This is a genomic window from Cellulomonas sp. PSBB021, from assembly GCF_002240455.1.
In the GTDB taxonomy this organism is placed as follows: Bacteria; Actinomycetota; Actinomycetes; order Actinomycetales; family Cellulomonadaceae; genus Cellulomonas; species Cellulomonas uda.
The window spans coordinates 1,787,544-1,804,696 of the sequence record NZ_CP021430.1; the positions used below are offsets into that span (position 1 = coordinate 1,787,544).

Sequence of the window (17,153 nt, forward strand, 5' to 3'; positions counted from 1 at the left end):
AAGATACCGCCCTGCCCCAGCACCCGACGACGCCGCAGGTGAGCCGCTCCGGCGTGCCGCGCGCGCACGCCCCCCGCCCGCGCTCCGGTACCCTCGGCCCGGTGGACGAGCCTGGCGACTACCTGCGGCGCGTCGGTGGCGTGCACGCCTTCCAGTGGAACCCGCTGCGCGAGGTCGACGGCGAGACGCAGCTGCTGAACAACTTCGGCGACCTGCTCGGCCCCGTCGTGGTCGAGCTGGTGCTCGAGTCGATCGCCCCCGGCACCCGGCTCGAGCAGACGCCCGAGCGGCGCGTCGTGTCCGTCGGCTCGGTCATGCACTTCGCCCGCCCGCGTGACGTGGTGTGGGGCACGGGCATCAACGGCAAGGTGACGAACGCGCGCGTGCACGGCGAGCGCAAGCTCGACGTCCGCGCCGTGCGCGGCCCGCTGTCCGCCGCGTACATGACCGCGCGCGGCATCGACGTGCCCGAGGTCTACGGCGACCCGGCGATGCTCCTGCCGATGCTCATGCCCGAGCTGTCGCTCTGGACGCGCCACCAGGTCACCGACCTGCTGGTCGCCCCGAACCTCAACGACCTGCGCTCGGGGCCGTCGTGGCCGGTCGACCCCGAGGCGGGGCAGCGCCTGCTGGTCCCGACCGACCCGCTGCGCACGGTCCTGCGGACCATCGCGCAGTCCCGGTTCGTCGTCGGGTCCTCCCTGCACGCCGTGATCATCGCGGACGCGCTCGGCATCCCCGCGCGGTTCGTGGCCTCAGCGAACGAGTCCGTGTTCAAGTACCGCGACTACCTGGCGGGCACCGGCCGGCCCCTGGCGCGCATCGCGGACTCGGTCGACCAGGCCCTCGAGCTCGGGCCGCACGAGCCCCCGGTGATCGACCTCGAGCGCCTGCTCGCGGCCTTCCCCCGGGACGTCTGGGCGCTCGACTCCCGGCAGACCGGGTGGGCGGGGCGGGAGTTCGGGGTCGCGCGGTTCCCGCGCGTCGTCACGAGCGACCTGCTGCGGGCGACCCGCGACGAGCTGTCGGCCGACGACCTGCGCGCGCGCTGGCTCGAGCAGCTCGTGCCGCGCGCGGTGAGTGCGGCGACGGGCGCGGAGGTCGCGCCGCTGGTGCTCGAGCCGACCGACCGGGCCACGGAAGACCAGGCCACCGCGAATCAGGCCACCGCAGACGACGCCACCGCGGACGAGGCCAGCGCAGACGAGGCCAGCGCAGACGAGGCGCAGGCCGACGACGCGCAGGCCGACGACGCGCCCGCCCTCGCCTCGGACGACGCGTCCGACGAGGCGCCCGACGACCCGCTCGAGGTCGCGGCGACGTACCGCGCGCTCGTCGTGCCCGGCCTGGACACCACGACGCTGGAGGACGACCAGCGCGACCTCGCCGAGCTCGTGCAGCGCCGCGACGCGGCACGGCTCGCGGTCGCGGCCCGCCTGCACGGCCGCCCGGCCGCCGCCGAGCTGCGTGCGCAGCGCCCGGCCGCGGGCGGCTGGGTCCTGAGCCTCACGGTCCAGGTGCCGCACGTGCGCGGCGGGATCGACGAGCTCGCGCTCGTGCTGCGTGCGCAGGGCTCCGACGCACGCGTCGTCGTCCCCGTGCCGCGCTCGCCGTTCCACGCGCGTCAGTGGCACCTCGACGTCGACGTCCTGGTGCCGCGCCACGCGCTCGAGTCCGCGGCGTCCACCGATGGCGGCGGCGACCGCTGGGACGTGCACGTCCTGCTCGTCGAAGGGCTCGGCACGCGCTCCGAGGTGCCGTTGGCGCCGCGCGGGACGCTCGGCCTGGTGATGTCCGGCGCAGGCGGCGAGGCACCGCCGCCGACCGCGTGGACGCTGCACGTCGACCCGACCGCCGTCCCGGCGTGAGCTGAGAGGATCCGCATGCCCACGCTGCTGGCGTTCCCCGCCTGGCGCGACAACCCGTACCTCAACCTGCTGTACCTCGCGACGCGCGGTGCCGGCTGGGACGTGCAGGGCACGACCGCGTTCGACGAGCTCGTGCGCCGCACGCGCGCACTGGGCTCGGGCGACGTGCTGCACGTGCACTGGACGTCGCCGATCTGCCAGGCCGCACCGGACGCGAGGACCGCGCGGGAGCGGCTCGACACGTTCGTCGCGACCGTCCGCGCGGCGCGCGCGTCGGGCGTGCGCCTCGTGTGGACGGTGCACAACAAGCTGCCGCACGAGGTCGCCTACCGCGACCTGGAGCTGGAGCTCGCGCAGCACCTGACCGCGCTCGCGGACGTCGTGATCCAGCTCAACGGGCACACCGTCGAGGCGGTCGCGGACGAGTACACGCTGCCGGTCGAGAAGGTCGTCACGCTCCCCCACGCGTCCTACCGCGGCGTGTACCCCGACTCCATGACGCAGGCGCAGGCGCGTGCGCGCCTCGACGTGCCGCTCACGTCGCCGACCATCGGCTTCGTCGGGCAGATCCGTCCCTACAAGGGCATCACGACGCTGCTGGCCGCCGCGGGGCGGGTCGCGCAGGACGTCGAGGACCTCACGCTGCTGCTCGCGGGCAAGACGCGCGACGACGTGCTGCCGCAGGTGGACGCGGCGCTGCCGCGCGGGGTGCGCACGGTCCGGTTCCACGACTTCGTCGCGGACGCGGACATGCAGACGTGGTTCCGGGCCGCGGACGTCATGGTGTTCCCGTACGAGCGCGTCCTGAACTCGGGGTCCGTGCTGCTGTCGGCGACGCTCGGGCGCCCGTGCGTGCTGCCCCGGGAGGCGCACCTGGTCGCGGAGCTCGGCGACGAGCCGTGGGTGACGTTCTACCGCCCGGGTGGCGACGTCGTGGAGAACCTGGCGCGCGCGGTGCAGTCGGCGCTGCGCACGGCGCGGCGCACCGCGCACGACGCGGCCGCGTTCGCGTCGCGCTACCCGCCGTACGCGATGAGCCGTGACTTCCTGCGCATCCTCGACGGGCAGGCGCCCGTCGGGCCGGCGCCGCGGGCGCTCGCGGGCTGACCCGCCCGCTCAGCGACGAGGGCAGTTCAGCGACGAGGGCAGCTCAGCGACGACGGCGGCTCCTCGACGGCGCAGCGCGCGCACCGCGCGGCGCACGACCGACGGGCGGCGGAACAGCGTCACGGTCACCAGGCCGGCGCCCTTGCCGCGCACCGTGAGCCGGCCGAGGCGTCCGCCCTCCAGGCGCACCGCGGACCGTTGCACGACGAGCGGCACCTGCAGCTCGCCGTCGGGCGCGGTCACGAGCAGCTCGAGAGCCCACGTGCCCTCGCTCGGCAGCGCGCTCGCGCCCACGCGGGCGACCCACCGCTCGCCGTCGCGGCGGACCCGCCCCACGGGGCGCTGCGTCTCGGGGCGTCCGGGCTTGTACGCGCGCAGCTCGAGCGTCGCGCCGGCCGCGAGGTCGGCGGGCAGACCGAGCTCGACCTGCGCGGCCGTCCGCCCGACGACGAGGGACTGGACGACCTGCGGCTCACCGCCACGGGACGCCTCACGCAGGGCGTGGGGGTCCCCGGCGACGAGGGCGGCGCGCGCGAGGCGGTCCTGCGGACGCTCGACGGGGGCGACGGACGAGGTGAACCACGCCGTGTGCGGTGCGGCGAGCGCGACGAGCTCGGCGGCTGTCCCCTCGTCGACCGGGACGGCGCGTCCCGCGACGTTCTCGACGACGAGCGCGTACGCGAGCCCGCGCTGCGCGCGCTCGTCGAGCAGGCCCGTGCCCGCGGCGGCCAGCGTCGCCCGCATCGCCCGCACGGGGTCCATCGGCACGGGGTCCGTGCCACCGTCGCCGATGACGTCCAGGACCTCGCGCGCGAGCTCGACCTCGCCGAGCGTGCCCAGCGCGTAGACGGCCTGCTTCTCGGGCCGCAGGCGGGAGAACGTGTAGGTCCGGCGCAGCGAGAGCAGCTCGGTGAGGAGCTGCGGGACCGCGGACTGCTCGCCGCGCGTCTGCGCGCCGCGCGCGTAGCGACGCAGGTGCACCCACCCGTCGGCGTTGAGCACCATCTGCCAGTACGTCGCGGCGAGCTGGTCGTCGTCGTACGAGCCGAGCAGGTGCGCGCACAGCAGCTCCTGCGTGAGGTACGACGCGACCGCGGCGTCGGCGCTCGCCTGGGCGGTCATGGACGTGCCGCCGGGACGCTCGCGGTAGAGGTAGACGAGGTCCGGGACGACGTCGATCGTGCGGGCCGCCACGAGCGCGGTCACCATCGGGACGATGTCGTTCGAGCGCGGGACGGACGGGTAGGCGATGGCCTGCTCGCGCCAGAACCGCGTGCGGAACAGCCGGTTCCAGCACGCGCGGTTGCGCACGAGCTGCGGGCGGTCCGTGAGCGTCAGGCCCTGCGCCCGCTCGGCGAAGCCCGTCCACCGCGCGGTGGGGCTCCAGGTCTGCAGCGCGGAGAACTTCAGGAAGTCGCCGACGACCATGTCGGAGCCCGACGAGCGCGCGGACGCGAGCATCGCCGCGTAGGCGCCGCGCGGCACCAGGTCGTCGCCGTCCGCGAACGCGAGGAACTCGCCGCGGGCCTGCTCGACACCGAAGTTGCGCGCCTGGCCGCCGCCCACGCCCGGCGCCCGGAAGGCGCGAACGCGCGGGTCGGCCGCGGCGCGCGCCGTGACGCGCTCCCACGTGCCGTCACGTGAGCCGTCGTCGACGACGACCACCTCGAGGTCGACGTCCTGGTCGTCGAGCATGCTGGTCAGGCAGTCGTCGACCCACTCGACCACGTCGTGCGTCGGCACCACGACCGAGATCGCGGGCGTGCGCTCGCCGTCCGTCAACGTCTCCTCCTCCACCCGGGCGTGGCCGCCACGGCCCGCGCCAGCATAGGCGTCCCGTCGGCGTCGCCCTGCGCGCGCAGCGCGGCCAGGTCACGCCCGGCGCGCGCGAGCACCCGTCGCTCCCACCACGGCCGCAGCGCCCGCTCGACGCGTCGGCGCACCGCACCCGGGGCGCGCCGCGCGGTGCGCAGCACGCGGCCGCGCGCGGCCGACGCCTGCTCGGGCGTCGGGACCGCGCCGAGCCGGTGGGGGTCGGCGACGACCTCGTGCGCGCCGAGCAGGCCGGAGCGCGCGTCGGGCAGCACGAGGGGCAGCACGGGCACCGCTCCCGCCACGCAGCGGACCACGCGGTGCACGCCCGCGAGCGCGTCGAGCAGCACCGGGGCGCCCGCGGCGAGGTCCCGCGCGTCCCACGCCGCCGGGTGCTGCGGCGCGACGAGCGCGCCCAGGTCGAGCACGCGCACGAACGCGTCCGCGGCCCGTGCCGCCAGGTCGTGCCCCGCGCCGTCGTCGCCGTCGAGCGGCGAGGGCGCGACCTCGGGCACGGGGTCGAGCGTGGCGACGAGCAGCACCAGCCCGTCGTCGTCGCGCAGCACGCCGGACGCCACGGCGTCGCACGCGCGTGCGACCTGCCGCGCGTCGGTGGCGAGCACCAGGGTGCTCATGCGGCACCCGCCGCCCGGCCGGTGGCGCGCAGCCCGCGCAGCAGCCGTCGGCCGCCCGCGGGTGCGCCCTGCACGGCCACCTCGAAGGCGTCGTCGCCGCCGCGTGCGAGCAGCGCGGCCGCTCCCGCGAGCAGCCGGCGCTGCAGCGCACGCGAGAGCCGGTGCCGCCGGGAGACGTGGAAGTCGACGATCCGGCACGCGCCGTACAGCGCGCGCCGCTCGACGGCCGGGTCGCCGTCGGCGAGCGCGAGGTCGAGGACGCGGTCGTACGCGAGGAGGAAGTCCAACAGACGGTCCGCACCGGCCTGCGTAAGCGAGCCCGAGCCCGCGGACCGCCGGTAGAAGTACCCGGGGCTGTCGACCACCGCGCACGTGAGGTCCGTGAGGTGCAGCCGCCAGAACCACGGGCGGTCCGCGGCCGTGCGCAGGTCCTCGTGGAACCGCAGCAGCCGCGGCTCGACGCGCTCGCGGTCGAACGCTGCGGCCCACAGGTACGGGTAGTCGACCAGTGCGCGCCCGCCCGCGTCGCCGATCCCCTCGCGCGCCGCGAACGCCACGTCACGCGGTCCGTCCCACGGCGCGCGCTCGGCCTCGCGGCGCAGGCCGTCGACCCGCACGTGGTCCGTGCGCACCATCGCGGCGCCCGTGCGCTCGACCGCTGCCAGCATCGCGGGCAGGTGCCCGGGAGCGCACCAGTCGTCGGCGTCGACGAACGTCACGTAGCGGGCGTCCGCGGCGTCGAGCGCACGGTTGCGGCTCGCGGCCACGCCGCGGTTCTCGGGGTTGCGCAGGACTTCGAGCGGCAGCTCGCGCGCCGCTCGTGCGAGCAGCTGCGGCGTCTGGTCGGACGACGCGTCGTCCACCACGACGAACCGGATGCCGGGGACGAGGTTGCGGCGGGCGCTCGCGACGAACGTCGGCAGGTGCCGGGCACCGTCGTGCACGGCCACCACGACGTCGAGCAGGGCGTCCGGACGGCCCGGCATGCTCGCCTCCCGTGTCCCTCGTCGGCCGCGGGGCCGCTGGTCGGCCCGCGTCCCGCCCGGGCGCTCCCGGGTGCGGCGACACGCCCGACGTCGACGGCACATGTCGGCGACAGCATAGGATGACCAGGCCGACGCGAGTGTCGGCACGGGCGGAGTCCGCCGGCCACGGCCGGCCTCCCGCCGGAGCCGCACCCGGCCGACGCCGGGTCACGCACCGGCCCTCGTCCGGCCACGCGGGACGTCACGCACGACCGATCTGCACGAACGCGCTGCACGACCGATCAGCACGACCGATCAGCACGACGAGCCCGCACGAGCCGCCGCCCGCCCGCGGGACACGACATCGGAGGACGACCCTGGAGCGCAGCGTCGCGACGAGCCCGCGCTCGGTCGCCGTCATCCCCGCCCGCGGCGGGTCGAAGGGCGTCCCGTTGAAGAACCTGCAGGCCGTCGGCGGCCGCTCGCTGGTCGCGCGCGCCGTCGAGGCGTGCCTGCCGGCGGTCGACCTCGTCGTCGTCAGCACGGACCACGAGCAGATCGCGGCCGAGGCCCGCACGGCGGGCGCACGCGTCGTCGAGCGCCCGGCCGCGCTCTCGGGTGACACCGCGACGTCCGAGTCCGCGGTGCTGCATGCGCTCGACGCGCTGCTCCCCGAGGGCGTCGACCCGCAGGTCACCGTCCTCGTGCAGGCCACCTCCCCGTTCATCGACGCGACCGCGCTCGCGAACGCGGTGCGCCGCGTGCTCGACGACGAGGACGACTCGGTCCTCGCCGCCGCACCCACGCACGTGTTCACGTGGCGCGTCGACGACGGCCGGGCCGTCGCGGTCGGCCACGACGCCGCGCACCGCCCGCGACGCCAGGACCGAGAGCCGCTGTACGCCGAGACGGGCGCGTTCTACGCGATGCGCACGAGCGGCCTGCGCGCGGGCGGGCACCGGTTCTTCGGGCGCACCGGGATCGAGGTCGTCGACGAGGCGACCGCCGTCGAGATCGACACGCCCGCGGACCTCGCGGTCGCGCGCACGCTCGCCGACGAGCACGCCGCGGCACAGCGGCCCGGCTCGACCGACGGCGACGCGACCGACGGTGACGCGATCGACGTCGACGCGCTCGTGACGGACTTCGACGGTGTGCACACCGACGACGCGGCGCACGTGGACGCCGCCGGGAACGAGTCGGTGCGCGTGCTGCGCGGCGACGGCCTGGGCGTCGCCCGGCTGCGTCGCGCGGGCGTGCCCGTGCTCATCCTCTCGACGGAGACCGACGGGGTCGTGTCCGCACGCGCCCGCAAGCTCCGCGTCGAGTGCCTGCAGGCCGTCGAGGACAAGGCGTCCGCGCTGCGCGCGTGGATGGCCGAGCGCGGGCTCGACCCCGCGCGTGTCGCGTACGTCGGCAACGACGTGAACGACCTCCCCGCGCTCGCGCTCGTCGGCTGGCCCGTCGCGGTCGCCGACGCCCGTCCCGAGGTGCTCGCCGCCGCCCGCGTGGTGCTGCGCTCCGCGGGTGGGCACGGCGCCGTGCGCGAGGTGACCGACCGGGTGCTGGCCGCCCGGCAGGACGACGGACCCGCCCCGGCGGGCGTGGCACGATGACAGCGACGACGACGACGCGCGCGCACGGCGCGCGTCCGAGAAGAGGACAGCGATGACCACCTCCCCCACTGCCACCCCTGCCGGCGTGCCCTTCGGCGCGCACCGGATCGGTGCCGACGCGCCGGTCTACGTGATCGGTGAGATCGGCCTGAACCACAACGGGGACGTCGAGATCGCCAAGCAGCTCATCGACGTCGCGGCCGAGGCGGGCGCCCAGGCCGTGAAGTTCCAGAAGCGCACGCCGGACATCTCCACCCCGGCCGCGCAGCGCGACCAGATCCGTCAGACGCCCTGGGGCGAGATGACGTACCTCGAGTACCGCTACCGCGTCGAGTTCGGCCGCGAGCAGTACCTCGAGATCGGTGCGCACGCCACGGCGCGCGGCCTCGACTGGTTCGCCTCGCCGTGGGACGTCCCCTCGGTCGAGTTCCTCGAGGAGCTCGGTGTCGTCGGCCACAAGGTCGCCTCGGCGTCCGTGACGGACCTCGAGCTGCTCGGCGCGCTCGCGGCGACCGGCAAGCCCGTCATCCTCTCGACCGGCATGTCGACGCTCGAGCAGATCGACGTCGCGGTCGAGACGCTGGGCACCGAGCGCCTCGTCCTGCTGCACGCGACCTCGACCTACCCGCTGCCTCCCGAGGAGGCGAACCTGCGCACGATCACGACGCTGCAGGAGCGCTACGGCGTGCCGGTCGGCTACTCGGGCCACGAGCGCGGGCTGCAGATCTCGGTCGCCGCGGTCGCGCTCGGCGCGGTCGCCGTCGAGCGGCACATCACGCTCGACCGGACGATGTGGGGCTCGGACCAGGCGTCCTCGCTCGAGCCGACGGGCCTGAAGAACCTCGTGCGGGACATCCGCATCGTCGAGCAGGCCATGGGGGACGGCGTCAAGCGCGTCTTCCCGGGCGAGCTCGCACCGCTGTCGCGTCTGCGCCGCGTCGGCGCCTGACCTGCGCCGGAGCCCCGCCGTCGTGACGACCTCGAGCAGCGCTCGCACGGACCTCGCCCGTGCGTGGGTCGAGTCACCCCTGCAGATGGTGTCCGCGCTCGAGGCGAGCGCGGCGGGGCTCCTGGGCCCGTCGGTGGACGTGGTCTACCGCACGGGCATCACGCCGCTGGCCGAGCTCGCGGCGCGGCTCGGCACGATCGCGCTGCCCGCGGGCACGACCGTCACCCCCGAGAGCACGCGCAGCCTGTGGCGCCACGGTCAGGTCCGCGCGGTCGGCGACGCGTTCTCGGGCGCTGTCCAGGCGCGCGGTCTGCTCGGCGTGCGCCGCCCGCTCGTCGTGCTCGACGACGGGCTCGCGACGCTGCACCTGCTGCGCCTGCTCACCGCCGCCGACGGCCGCTACCTCGTGCGCGCCCGCGCGCACCCCGGGCTCGCGCGCCGCACGCTCGCCTCGGCCGCCCGCAGCAGGCTCCTGTCGCTAGCGGACGCCGGCCTGCTCACGGTGTTCACGGCGCTGCCCGTGCCGGACGGCCTGGCGGACGCGTTCCGCGCGACGGGCGGACGCCTGGTCGGGCACTCGTTCGCGTGGAGCGCGTCGCTGCGCGAGCCCGAGCTGCACGGCGCCGGCGTCGTCGTCGTCGGGTCCGCGATGGCGTCCGACGGGCTGGTCGACCCGGACGCGTACGCGGCCTGGGTCCACGAGATCGCCGACGCGGGCCACGACGAGGTCGTCTACATCCCGCACCGCCGAGAGACGCCCGCGATCACGGCGGCGGTGGCGGACCGCGACTCGATCCGGGTCGAGCGCGGCCCGTGGCCGGTCGAGGTGAGCCTGCGCTGCCTGGCGCCCGGCTCGGTGGTGCACTGCCTGCCGTCGACGCCGCTGCTGACCCTGCGCAGCCTCCTCGCGGACGCGGGCGTCGAGCTCGTCGGCTCGTCGGTGCCCGACTCGTGGTGGACGCCGCACGCGAGCGCCCGGTTCCGCGCCTCCGTACGGTCGATCGCGGGTCACGCGTGACGCGGCGGGTGCTCGCGGTCGCCGACTCGGACTCGTACGTGAAGTGGGCGGCCGCGACGCTCGACCGGCTCGACGACGTGACGGCGTCGCTCGTCGTGCTCGACAGCCCGGTGCGTCCCTCCCCCGCGCAGGTCCGCGCAGCGGTCGCCGGGACCCGCCTCGCGGCCGCCGCGCCGCGGCTGCTGCGGCTGCGCGCGCTGGTCCGCACGCTGCGCGCGGCACCGCCGGACGTGCTGCTCGTCGCGACCACGGGCCCCGCCGCCGAGCTCGTGCTGCGCGCGCTGCCCGGCCTGCCGGCGCGTCCCGTGGTCGTCACGGGTCTGCCGGGGATGTCGCTGCCCGCGACCGCGCTCGCGCTGCGCTACCGCGCGACGGCCGACCTGTTCGTCGTGCACTCGCACCGCGAGGCGCGCGCGTTCGACGAGCTCGCGCGGCAGCTCGGCACGCGGTCGCGCCTCGTGGTCGACCGTCTGCCGTTCCTCGCCGGCACGGGCGGTGCCCTGCCCGAGCCCGACACGACCGCGCTGCACCGCGTCGTGTTCGCGCCCCAGGCGAAGTTCCCCGAGACGCTCGACGACCGCGTCCGGCTGCTGCACGGGCTCGCCGCGCTCGCCGAGGCCCGGCCGGACCTCGACGTCGTCGTCAAGCTGCGCGGGCTCGTCGGCGAGCCGCAGACGCACCACGAGGCGTTCCCGTTCGACGCGCTCACCGCACGGCACGCCGACGAGCCGGGCGTCGCCCGCCTGCGCGTGGCGACGGGTCCGCTCGAGGAGTTCCTCGTGCCCGGCACCGCGCTGGTGACCGTGAGCTCGACCGCGCTGCTCGAGGCGCTCGCGCTCGGCCTGCGCGCGCTCGTGCTCGACGACTTCGGGATCGGCGAGCACAACCTCACCGCGGCGTACGCCGACAGCGGCCTGGTCGGCTCGCTCGCCGACCTCGCGGCCGCGCGCGTGCACCACGCGGACCCGGCCTGGCTGCGCGAGAACTACCTGCAGGACACGCCCGACGAGCTGCCGGGCGCGCTCGACGAGCTCCTCGCCGCGCCCCTGGCCCCGCTCGCGGCGCCGCCGCGCGTCGGCTCGGTCCCGTCGCACCTGCGCCGGCGCCTGCGGCTCGCGGCCCCCGCGGCGTCGCGTCGCGTCATGGCGCTCATGCCCAGCGTGCGCGCGACCCGCCGCCTGGCCCCCTGACGGGGCCGGCACGTCCACATCGCACGGCCCGTCCCGCCTCGCGGCGTGCGGGTCAGGCGGTGAAGCCCGTCGCGGGTCGGCCCGCGGCCTGCGCGCGCAGACGCTCGCCCTTCGCGTCGGCCTGCTCGCGCAGACCGTCCTGGAACGTCGCCATCGCGGCGGCCAGGCGCGCGGCCTCGTCGTCGGTGCCCGATGCGAGGATCCGCACCGCGAGCAGCCCCGCGTTGCGCGCGCCACCGACCGACACCGTCGCCACGGGGACGCCGGCCGGCATCTGCACGATCGACAGCAGCGAGTCCAACCCGTCGAGGTGGCGCAGCGGGACGGGCACACCCACCACCGGGAGCGTCGTGACCGCGGCGAGCATGCCCGGCAGGTGCGCGGCACCCCCGGCCCCGGCGACGATCACCCGCAGCCCGCGCGCCGCGGCCTCGCGGCCGTACGCGACCATCTTGTCGGGCTGCCGGTGCGCCGAGACGACGTCGACCTCGACGGGCACGTCGAACTCGGCGAGCGCCTCGGCGGCGGCCCGCATGACCGGCCAGTCCGAGTCCGAACCCATCACGATGCCCACGCGGGCGCCTGCGGTCATGGTCACTCTCCGTCCGTCCGGGTGGGGCCATCCTGCCCCGGCTGCTCGCCGCGCAGGAGCGCGGCGGCGGCGAGCGCACGCGCGCGCACCTGCGCGAGGTCGTCCCCGCTCACGTTGACGTGCGCGAGCTTGCGACCCGGACGCACCTCCTTGCCGTAGAGCTGGACCTTCGCGCCCGGGTCGAGCGCGGCCACGGCGGGCAGCGCGTCGGTCAGCTCGGGCAGCGTCGAGCCGAGCACGTTCGCCATGACGGTCCAGGGTGCGCGCGGCGTGACGTCGCCCAGCGGCAGGTCGAGCACCGCGCGCAGGTGCTGCTCGAACTGGCTGGTCACCGAGCCGTCGATCGTCCAGTGACCCGAGTTGTGCGGGCGCATCGCGAGCTCGTTGACGAGCACGCGCGGGGCGCCACCGTCCGCGTCCGGCACCTCGAACAGCTCGACCGCGAGCACACCGACGACCCCGAGCCCCTCCGCGACGCGCACCGCCACGTCGAGCGCCTGGGCGCGGGTGTCCTCCGCCAGGTCGGGCGCCGGGGCGACCACCTCCGCGCACACGCCGTCGCGCTGCACGGACTCGACCACCGGCCAGGTGCGCACCTCGCCCGACGGGCGACGCGCGACGAGCGCGGCGAGCTCACGCGTGAAGGGCACCTTCTCCTCGACCAGGACGGGCACCCCGCCGGGCCGGGCGGCCGCGGCGAGCCAGTCGTCGGCCTCGTCGTCGGCCGCCACGACGCGCACACCCTTGCCGTCGTAGCCGCCGCGCGCGGTCTTGACGACCGCCGTGCCGTCGGCGCTGCCCGCGAGGAACCGCGCCAGGTCCTCGCGCGTGGTCACGGGCGCCCACCGCGGGCACGGCACGCCGAGCTCGGTGAGCCGGCGGCGCATGACGATCTTGTCCTGCGCGTGCACGAGCGCGGCGGCGCCGGGCCGGACCGGGACACCCGAGCCGTCGATGCGGTCGAGCAGAGCGCCGGGCACGTGCTCGTGCTCGAACGTGAGCACGTCGGCACCCGCGACGAGCGCGGTGATCGCGTCCTCGTCCGAGGCAGCCCCGACGGGCGCGTCGACGACGACCTGCGCGGCGGAGCCCGTCGCGCTCTCGACCAGCACGCGCAGGTGCACCCCGAGCGCGGTCGCTGCGGGAGCCATCATGCGGGCGAGCTGCCCACCGCCGACCACGGCCACCACGGGTGCGTTCACGGGCGCCCACCCTAACCGAGTAGGACCAGGGTCCGACGAGGCGTCCACGGGGGCGCGGGATATCCTCGCGGACGTGACGACCGCCGTGCTGACGCGACTGCTCGGACCCGACCACCGGGCCCGGCTCCTCGAGCTCGCACGGTTCCTGTCCGTCGGTGGCGTGGCGTTCGTCGTCGACGTGGGCCTGTACAACCTGCTGCGGTTCGGTCCCGGCGAGCTGCTCGCAGCCAAGCCGCTCACCGCGAAGGTGGTGGCGACGCTCGTCGCGACGCTCGTGTCGTGGGTCGGCAACCGGCTGTGGACGTTCGCGTCGCAGCGCACGCGGCACCGCGGGCGCGAGCTGTTCCTGTTCGTCGTCGTCAACGGCCTGGGCCTGGCGGTCGGCGCCGCGCCGCTCGCGTTCTCGCAGTACGTGCTGCACCTCGACGGGCCGGTCCCGGACAACGTCGCGAACCTCATCGGCATCGCGCTGGGCACGGTCCTGCGGTACGTCGGCTACAAGCAGTGGGTGTTCACGGGCGAGACGACGTCCGCCGACGAGGGCCGCGACGAGCACGCCGCGCAGGAGGCGGCCGTGGCGCTCGCCGTGCAGCCCGTCATCCCGCTCGGTGCCGTGCTGGCGGCTGAGGACCACCTCGAGCACCACGACGGCTGACGCCGCGACCGCCGGTGCCCCGGCCGGGACGTCGGGTCAGGGCACGTCCGCCTGGACGACGCGGCCCGTGCCGCGCGCCGTGAGCAGACCGTCCGAGGCGGGCACGAACGCGGACTGCCCGGCGACGAGCTCGAGCGTCCCGTCGTGCTCGCCGTGCAGCTCGACCGTCCCGTCGAGGCACAGCAGGATGCGCGGCCCGCGGCCGGGCAGGCGCACGGTCTCGGTGTCGTCCGCCAGCGTGGTGACCGACAGCTCGAAGTCGTCGACGGGTGCGTAGTACACCGCGGTCGCGGTGAACACGTGCTCGGGCGCGATGCGGATCGGCGGGGCGGCGACGACGTCGAGGTTGTCGAGCAGCTCCGGCAGGTCGACGTGCTTGGCGGTCAGACCCGCGCGCAGCACGTTGTCGGAGTTCGCCATGAGCTCGACCGCGAGCCCCTCGAGGTAGGCGTGCACCGCGCCCGCGGGGACGAACAGCGCCTCGCCCGGCTGCAGCGTCACGGGGTTGAGGAGGACCGACGTCACGGCACCCGGGTCGCCGGGGTACTGGGCGTCGAGGCGCACGACCGTGCCGTCCGTGCGGGGTGACGGCGAGCCGGCGTCGAGGCGGCGCTGGCACGCACGGGCGAGCTCGGCGACGTCGTCGGGGTGCGGGCGGGTGTGCGGCGCGAGGAGCCACTCGAACGCGGTCCGCACACCCTGGGGCGTCGGGTCGTCGGCGAGGATCTTGTGCAGCTGCTCGGCGAGCGTCGACTCGAGCCCGACGAGCAGCTCCGCGGCGCGGCGCGGCGCACGGAAGCCCACCATCGCCTCGAACCGCGAGAGCGCGAACACGAGCTCGGGCTTGTGGTTGCGGTCGCGGTAGCTGCGGTGCGGCGCGTCGAGCGGGACGCCCGCGGCGTCCTCACGCTCGTAGCCGGCGTGCGCCCGGGCCCGGGACGGGTGGACCTGCAGGGACAGGGGCGAGGCCGCGGCGATGACCTTGAGCAGGTACGGCAGCTGCCGGCCGAACCGCGCGACGACGTCCTCCCCGAGAGCCCCGCGGGGGTCGGCCGCGACCAGCGCGTCGAGGCGCTCGGCGTCGGCGCCGGTCAGGCGGGCGGGCCCGAGCGGGTGGGCGCCGAACCAGGCCTCGGCCACGGGACGGCCGTCGGGCTCGGTGCCGAGCAGCTGCGGGATCGCGGTCGTCGAGCCCCAGGCGTAGCTCTGGGTCGCGGGAGCGAGGCGGTACAACGCGCGTCCTTCCGGGCGGGGCGCAAAGGTTCCCCACACCCTACCGGGCGACCCTCGCGGGCGATTCCGCCGCAGGTGTCCGCAACGCGCCCCGCGCCGGTGGCCCGGACCGGCGCGGGCGCACCTGACCCCGTTCGCCCCGGATCGGGCTGTGCGGAACGCCACACACGCCCGTCGCCGTCCGGCGCCGCGGCCTCAGCGCCGCCGGCGGTCGGGGCGCGACGAGACGACCGCGCCGAGCGGGAGCACCACGTCGGGGCGCAGCGACGCGGGCACGCCGGACAGGAACAGCGCGAACACCGCGGGCCGCCGCTGCGCGAGCTCGAGGCGCCCGCCGTCGGCGGACGCGAGGTCGCGGGCCAGCGCGAGGCCCAGGCCCGTGCCCTTGCCGGAGGTCACGTCCCGCTCGAAGATCCGCCCCGCGAGCTCGTCGGGCACGCCCTCACCCTCGTCCGCGACCTCGACGACGACCGTGCCCGACGGTCCGCCGGAGCGCGACCGCACGGTCGTCGTCCCGTCGCCGTGCCGCAGCGAGTTCTCGATGAGGGTCGCGAGCACCTGCGCGAGCGCACCGGGCGTCGCGAGCACCTGCGTCGCGGCGTCCACCTCGACGACGAACCGGCGCCCGACGGCCTCGAACGTCGCCGACCACTCCTCCTCCTGCTGGTGCACGACGTCGATCAGCCGGACCGCCTCCGTCGTGCCGCCCTGGGCCCGGCGCGACGCCATGAGCAGGTCGTCCACGACCCGCACGAGGCGCTCGACCTGCTCGAGGCTGATGCGGGCCTCCTCACGCACCTCCTCGTCGTCCGACGCGAGCATGATCTCCTCGAGCCGCATCGACAGCGCCGTGAGCGGTGTGCGCAGCTGGTGGGACGCGTCGGAGGCGAACTTGCGCTCGGCCGCGAGCCGGCCGGCCATGCGGTCGGCGCTGCGCGCGAGCTCGGACGCCACGAGGTCGATCTCCTCGACGCCGGACGGCTCGAGCTGCGGCCGCACCTGGCCCGAGCCGAGCTGCTCCGCCGACGCCGCGAGGTAGACCAGCGGCGCCGCGAGCCGGTTCGCCTGCCAGATCGCCATCGCGATGCCCGCGGCGAACGCCACGACGGCCGCGACGACGACGAGCGCGATCACGCGCGCTCCGAGCCAGAACACCTCCCACCAGGACACGTACAGCACGACGACCGCGCCCTGGTCGGACAGCGCCCGCACCGACTCGGTGCGCCCGTCGACCCGCTCCCCCGCCTGGTAGACCGTGCCGTCGGGTGCGTGCACCACGACGGAGGCGGGCAGGTCACCCTCGCTGCCCGTGGCGAACGGCTCGAACATCTGGTCGTTGAGCTCGATGCCCAGGCCGATGCGGAAGTCCACCGCACGCGCGGCCGACTGCGCGCGCGTCTCGATCCGCTGCACCTCGTTCTCGCGCACGAGCTGCGCGCCGAGGAACGCCAGCGGGAAGCCGAGGAGCACCACCGCGACGGTCACCGCCGCGATGGTCGCCTGCAGGACGCGACGACGCACGCGCCGCCGGCCTCAGCCGCCGGCGGGCACGGGCCCGGTCTCGAACCGGAAGCCCATGCCGCGGACGGTGGAGATGTAGCGCGGCGCGTTCGCGTCGTCGCCGAGCTTGCGACGCAGCCACGACACGTGCATGTCGAGCGTCTTGGTCGAGCCCGTCGGGTCCGAGTCCCACACCTCGCGCATGAGCGTGTCGCGCGCGACGACGGTGCCGGCCGACGCGACGAGCACGCGCAGCAGGTCGAACTCCTTGGCGGTCAGGTGCAGCTCGCGCTCGCCCTGGAACGCGCGGTGGGCCGCGACGTCGACGCGCACGTTCTGCGCGTGCAGCTCGTCCTCGTCGCCCGCCTCGACGGCGGTGCGGCGCAGCAGCGCCCGCACGCGCGCCAGCAGCTCGGCGAGCCGGAAGGGCTTGGTCACGTAGTCGTCGGCGCCCGCGTCGAGCCCGACGACGAGGTCGACCTCGTCGGCGCGCGCCGTCAGGACGAGCACGGGCGTGGTGAGGCCCTGGTTGCGGATGGCGCGGGCGACGTCGAGGCCGTCCATGTCCGGGAGCCCCAGGTCGAGCACCACGAGGTCCGCGGCGGCGGCCCCGTCGATGGCACCTTGACCGGTCCCTTGCACGCGGACGTCATAGCCTTCACGTCCGAGGGCCCGGGCCAAAGGCTCGGCAATAGCGGGGTCGTCCTCCGCCAGAAGCACCTGGGTCATTGCCCCATGCTAGGTCACGCCCTGGTATCCACCGCCAGGACTCGCGGCCCACGGGTGCACGTCGACGGGTGTGAGATGCGCC

General features: G+C 75.8%; 15 protein-coding genes. 7 read left to right on the forward strand and 8 right to left on the reverse strand.

The features are described 5' to 3' along the window. The first annotated feature begins 101 nt into the window (after positions 1-101). Positions 102-1,868: a polysaccharide pyruvyl transferase family protein gene (locus CBP52_RS08090; protein ID WP_157732544.1), complete on the forward strand. Its 1,767-nt coding sequence runs from the start codon at positions 102-104 to the stop codon at positions 1,866-1,868. A gap of 15 nt (positions 1,869-1,883) precedes the next feature. After that, the gene (locus tag CBP52_RS08095) at positions 1,884-2,975 is read left to right on the forward strand and encodes a glycosyltransferase family 4 protein (RefSeq protein ID WP_094180524.1); all 1,092 of its coding nucleotides are present in this window, start codon (positions 1,884-1,886) and stop codon (positions 2,973-2,975) included. 9 nt (positions 2,976-2,984) lie between these two features. Here CBP52_RS08095 and CBP52_RS08100 read toward each other — a convergent pair whose 3' ends face one another. The 3 genes from CBP52_RS08100 to CBP52_RS08110 are packed head-to-tail and all read right to left on the reverse strand — an operon-like array spanning position 2,985 to position 6,408. Continuing rightward, on the reverse strand, positions 2,985-4,757 hold the full coding sequence (locus CBP52_RS08100; protein ID WP_198303549.1) for a glycosyltransferase family 2 protein: 1,773 nt from the start codon (positions 4,755-4,757) through the stop codon (positions 2,985-2,987). Beyond that, positions 4,754-5,422: a hypothetical protein gene (locus CBP52_RS08105; protein WP_157732545.1), complete on the reverse strand. Its 669-nt coding sequence runs from the start codon at positions 5,420-5,422 to the stop codon at positions 4,754-4,756. Before CBP52_RS08105 ends, CBP52_RS08100 begins: the two co-directional genes overlap by 4 nt. Further along, positions 5,419-6,408, reverse strand: coding sequence for a glycosyltransferase family 2 protein (locus tag CBP52_RS08110; protein WP_157732546.1), 990 nt, complete (start codon positions 6,406-6,408; stop codon positions 5,419-5,421). The genes CBP52_RS08105 and CBP52_RS08110 overlap by 4 nt, the downstream gene beginning before the upstream one ends. A 356-nt stretch (positions 6,409-6,764) precedes the next feature. On the opposite strand from CBP52_RS08110, the gene CBP52_RS08115 reads away from it, so the two are divergent. Genes CBP52_RS08115 through CBP52_RS08130 form a run of 4 tightly spaced genes read left to right on the forward strand, consistent with a single transcriptional unit; the run spans position 6,765 to position 11,160 of the window. Continuing rightward, entirely contained in the window at positions 6,765-8,003 is a 1,239-nt protein-coding gene (locus tag CBP52_RS08115; RefSeq protein ID WP_094182256.1) for an acylneuraminate cytidylyltransferase, read from the forward strand. 52 nt (positions 8,004-8,055) lie between these two features. Next, complete coding sequence (locus CBP52_RS08120; protein WP_094180528.1) at positions 8,056-8,952, forward strand: N-acetylneuraminate synthase family protein; 897 nt, start codon at positions 8,056-8,058, stop codon at positions 8,950-8,952. Positions 8,953-8,974: 22 nt separating this feature from the next. Next, positions 8,975-9,970 carry a hypothetical protein gene (locus tag CBP52_RS08125; protein WP_094180529.1) on the forward strand — a complete coding sequence of 332 codons (996 nt, stop codon included), beginning with the start codon at positions 8,975-8,977 and terminating at the stop codon, positions 9,968-9,970. Continuing rightward, positions 9,967-11,160, forward strand: coding sequence for a DUF6716 putative glycosyltransferase (locus tag CBP52_RS08130; RefSeq protein WP_157732547.1), 1,194 nt, complete (start codon positions 9,967-9,969; stop codon positions 11,158-11,160). The genes CBP52_RS08125 and CBP52_RS08130 overlap by 4 nt, the downstream gene beginning before the upstream one ends. Before the next feature lie 52 nt (positions 11,161-11,212). Here CBP52_RS08130 and purE read toward each other — a convergent pair whose 3' ends face one another. Then, positions 11,213-11,752, reverse strand: coding sequence for a 5-(carboxyamino)imidazole ribonucleotide mutase (gene purE, locus CBP52_RS08135; protein ID WP_094180531.1), 540 nt, complete (start codon positions 11,750-11,752; stop codon positions 11,213-11,215). Between the two features lie 2 nt (positions 11,753-11,754). Next, positions 11,755-12,954 (reverse strand): 5-(carboxyamino)imidazole ribonucleotide synthase, encoded by a 1,200-nt coding sequence (locus CBP52_RS08140; RefSeq protein WP_094180532.1) that lies wholly within the window; start codon positions 12,952-12,954, stop codon positions 11,755-11,757. Between the two features lie 73 nt (positions 12,955-13,027). Here CBP52_RS08140 and CBP52_RS08145 point away from each other — a divergent pair, with 73 nt between their 5' ends. Continuing rightward, positions 13,028-13,609, forward strand: coding sequence for a GtrA family protein (locus CBP52_RS08145; protein ID WP_232514715.1), 582 nt, complete (start codon positions 13,028-13,030; stop codon positions 13,607-13,609). A gap of 36 nt (positions 13,610-13,645) precedes the next feature. Here the strand turns inward: CBP52_RS08145 and manA are convergent, their stop codons facing one another. The 3 genes from manA to CBP52_RS08160 form a co-directional block, all read right to left on the reverse strand. Further along, positions 13,646-14,842, reverse strand: a complete 1,197-nt coding sequence (gene manA / locus CBP52_RS08150) for a mannose-6-phosphate isomerase, class I (RefSeq protein ID WP_094180533.1) — start codon at positions 14,840-14,842, stop codon at positions 13,646-13,648. A 195-nt stretch (positions 14,843-15,037) separates the two neighbouring features. Beyond that, positions 15,038-16,363, reverse strand: a complete 1,326-nt coding sequence (locus tag CBP52_RS08155; protein WP_094180534.1) for an ATP-binding protein — start codon at positions 16,361-16,363, stop codon at positions 15,038-15,040. Positions 16,364-16,375: 12 nt separating this feature from the next. After that, positions 16,376-17,071 (reverse strand): response regulator transcription factor, encoded by a 696-nt coding sequence (locus CBP52_RS08160; protein ID WP_094180535.1) that lies wholly within the window; start codon positions 17,069-17,071, stop codon positions 16,376-16,378. Between the last annotated feature and the right edge of the window lie 82 nt (positions 17,072-17,153).

Excerpts from the sequence above, each read along its gene's own strand:
- purE (WP_094180531.1), bottom strand. The coding sequence starts at position 11,752 with ATGACCGCAGGCGCCCGCGTGGGCATCGTGATGGGTTCGGACTCGGAC.
- CBP52_RS08120 (WP_094180528.1), top strand. The coding sequence starts at position 8,056 with ATGACCACCTCCCCCACTGCCACCCCTGCCGGCGTGCCCTTCGGCGCG.
- CBP52_RS08105 (WP_157732545.1), bottom strand. The coding sequence starts at position 5,422 with ATGAGCACCCTGGTGCTCGCCACCGACGCGCGGCAGGTCGCACGCGCG.
- CBP52_RS08160 (WP_094180535.1), bottom strand. The coding sequence starts at position 17,071 with ATGACCCAGGTGCTTCTGGCGGAGGACGACCCCGCTATTGCCGAGCCT.
- CBP52_RS08095 (WP_094180524.1), top strand. The coding sequence starts at position 1,884 with ATGCCCACGCTGCTGGCGTTCCCCGCCTGGCGCGACAACCCGTACCTC.
- CBP52_RS08110 (WP_157732546.1), bottom strand. The coding sequence starts at position 6,408 with ATGCCGGGCCGTCCGGACGCCCTGCTCGACGTCGTGGTGGCCGTGCAC.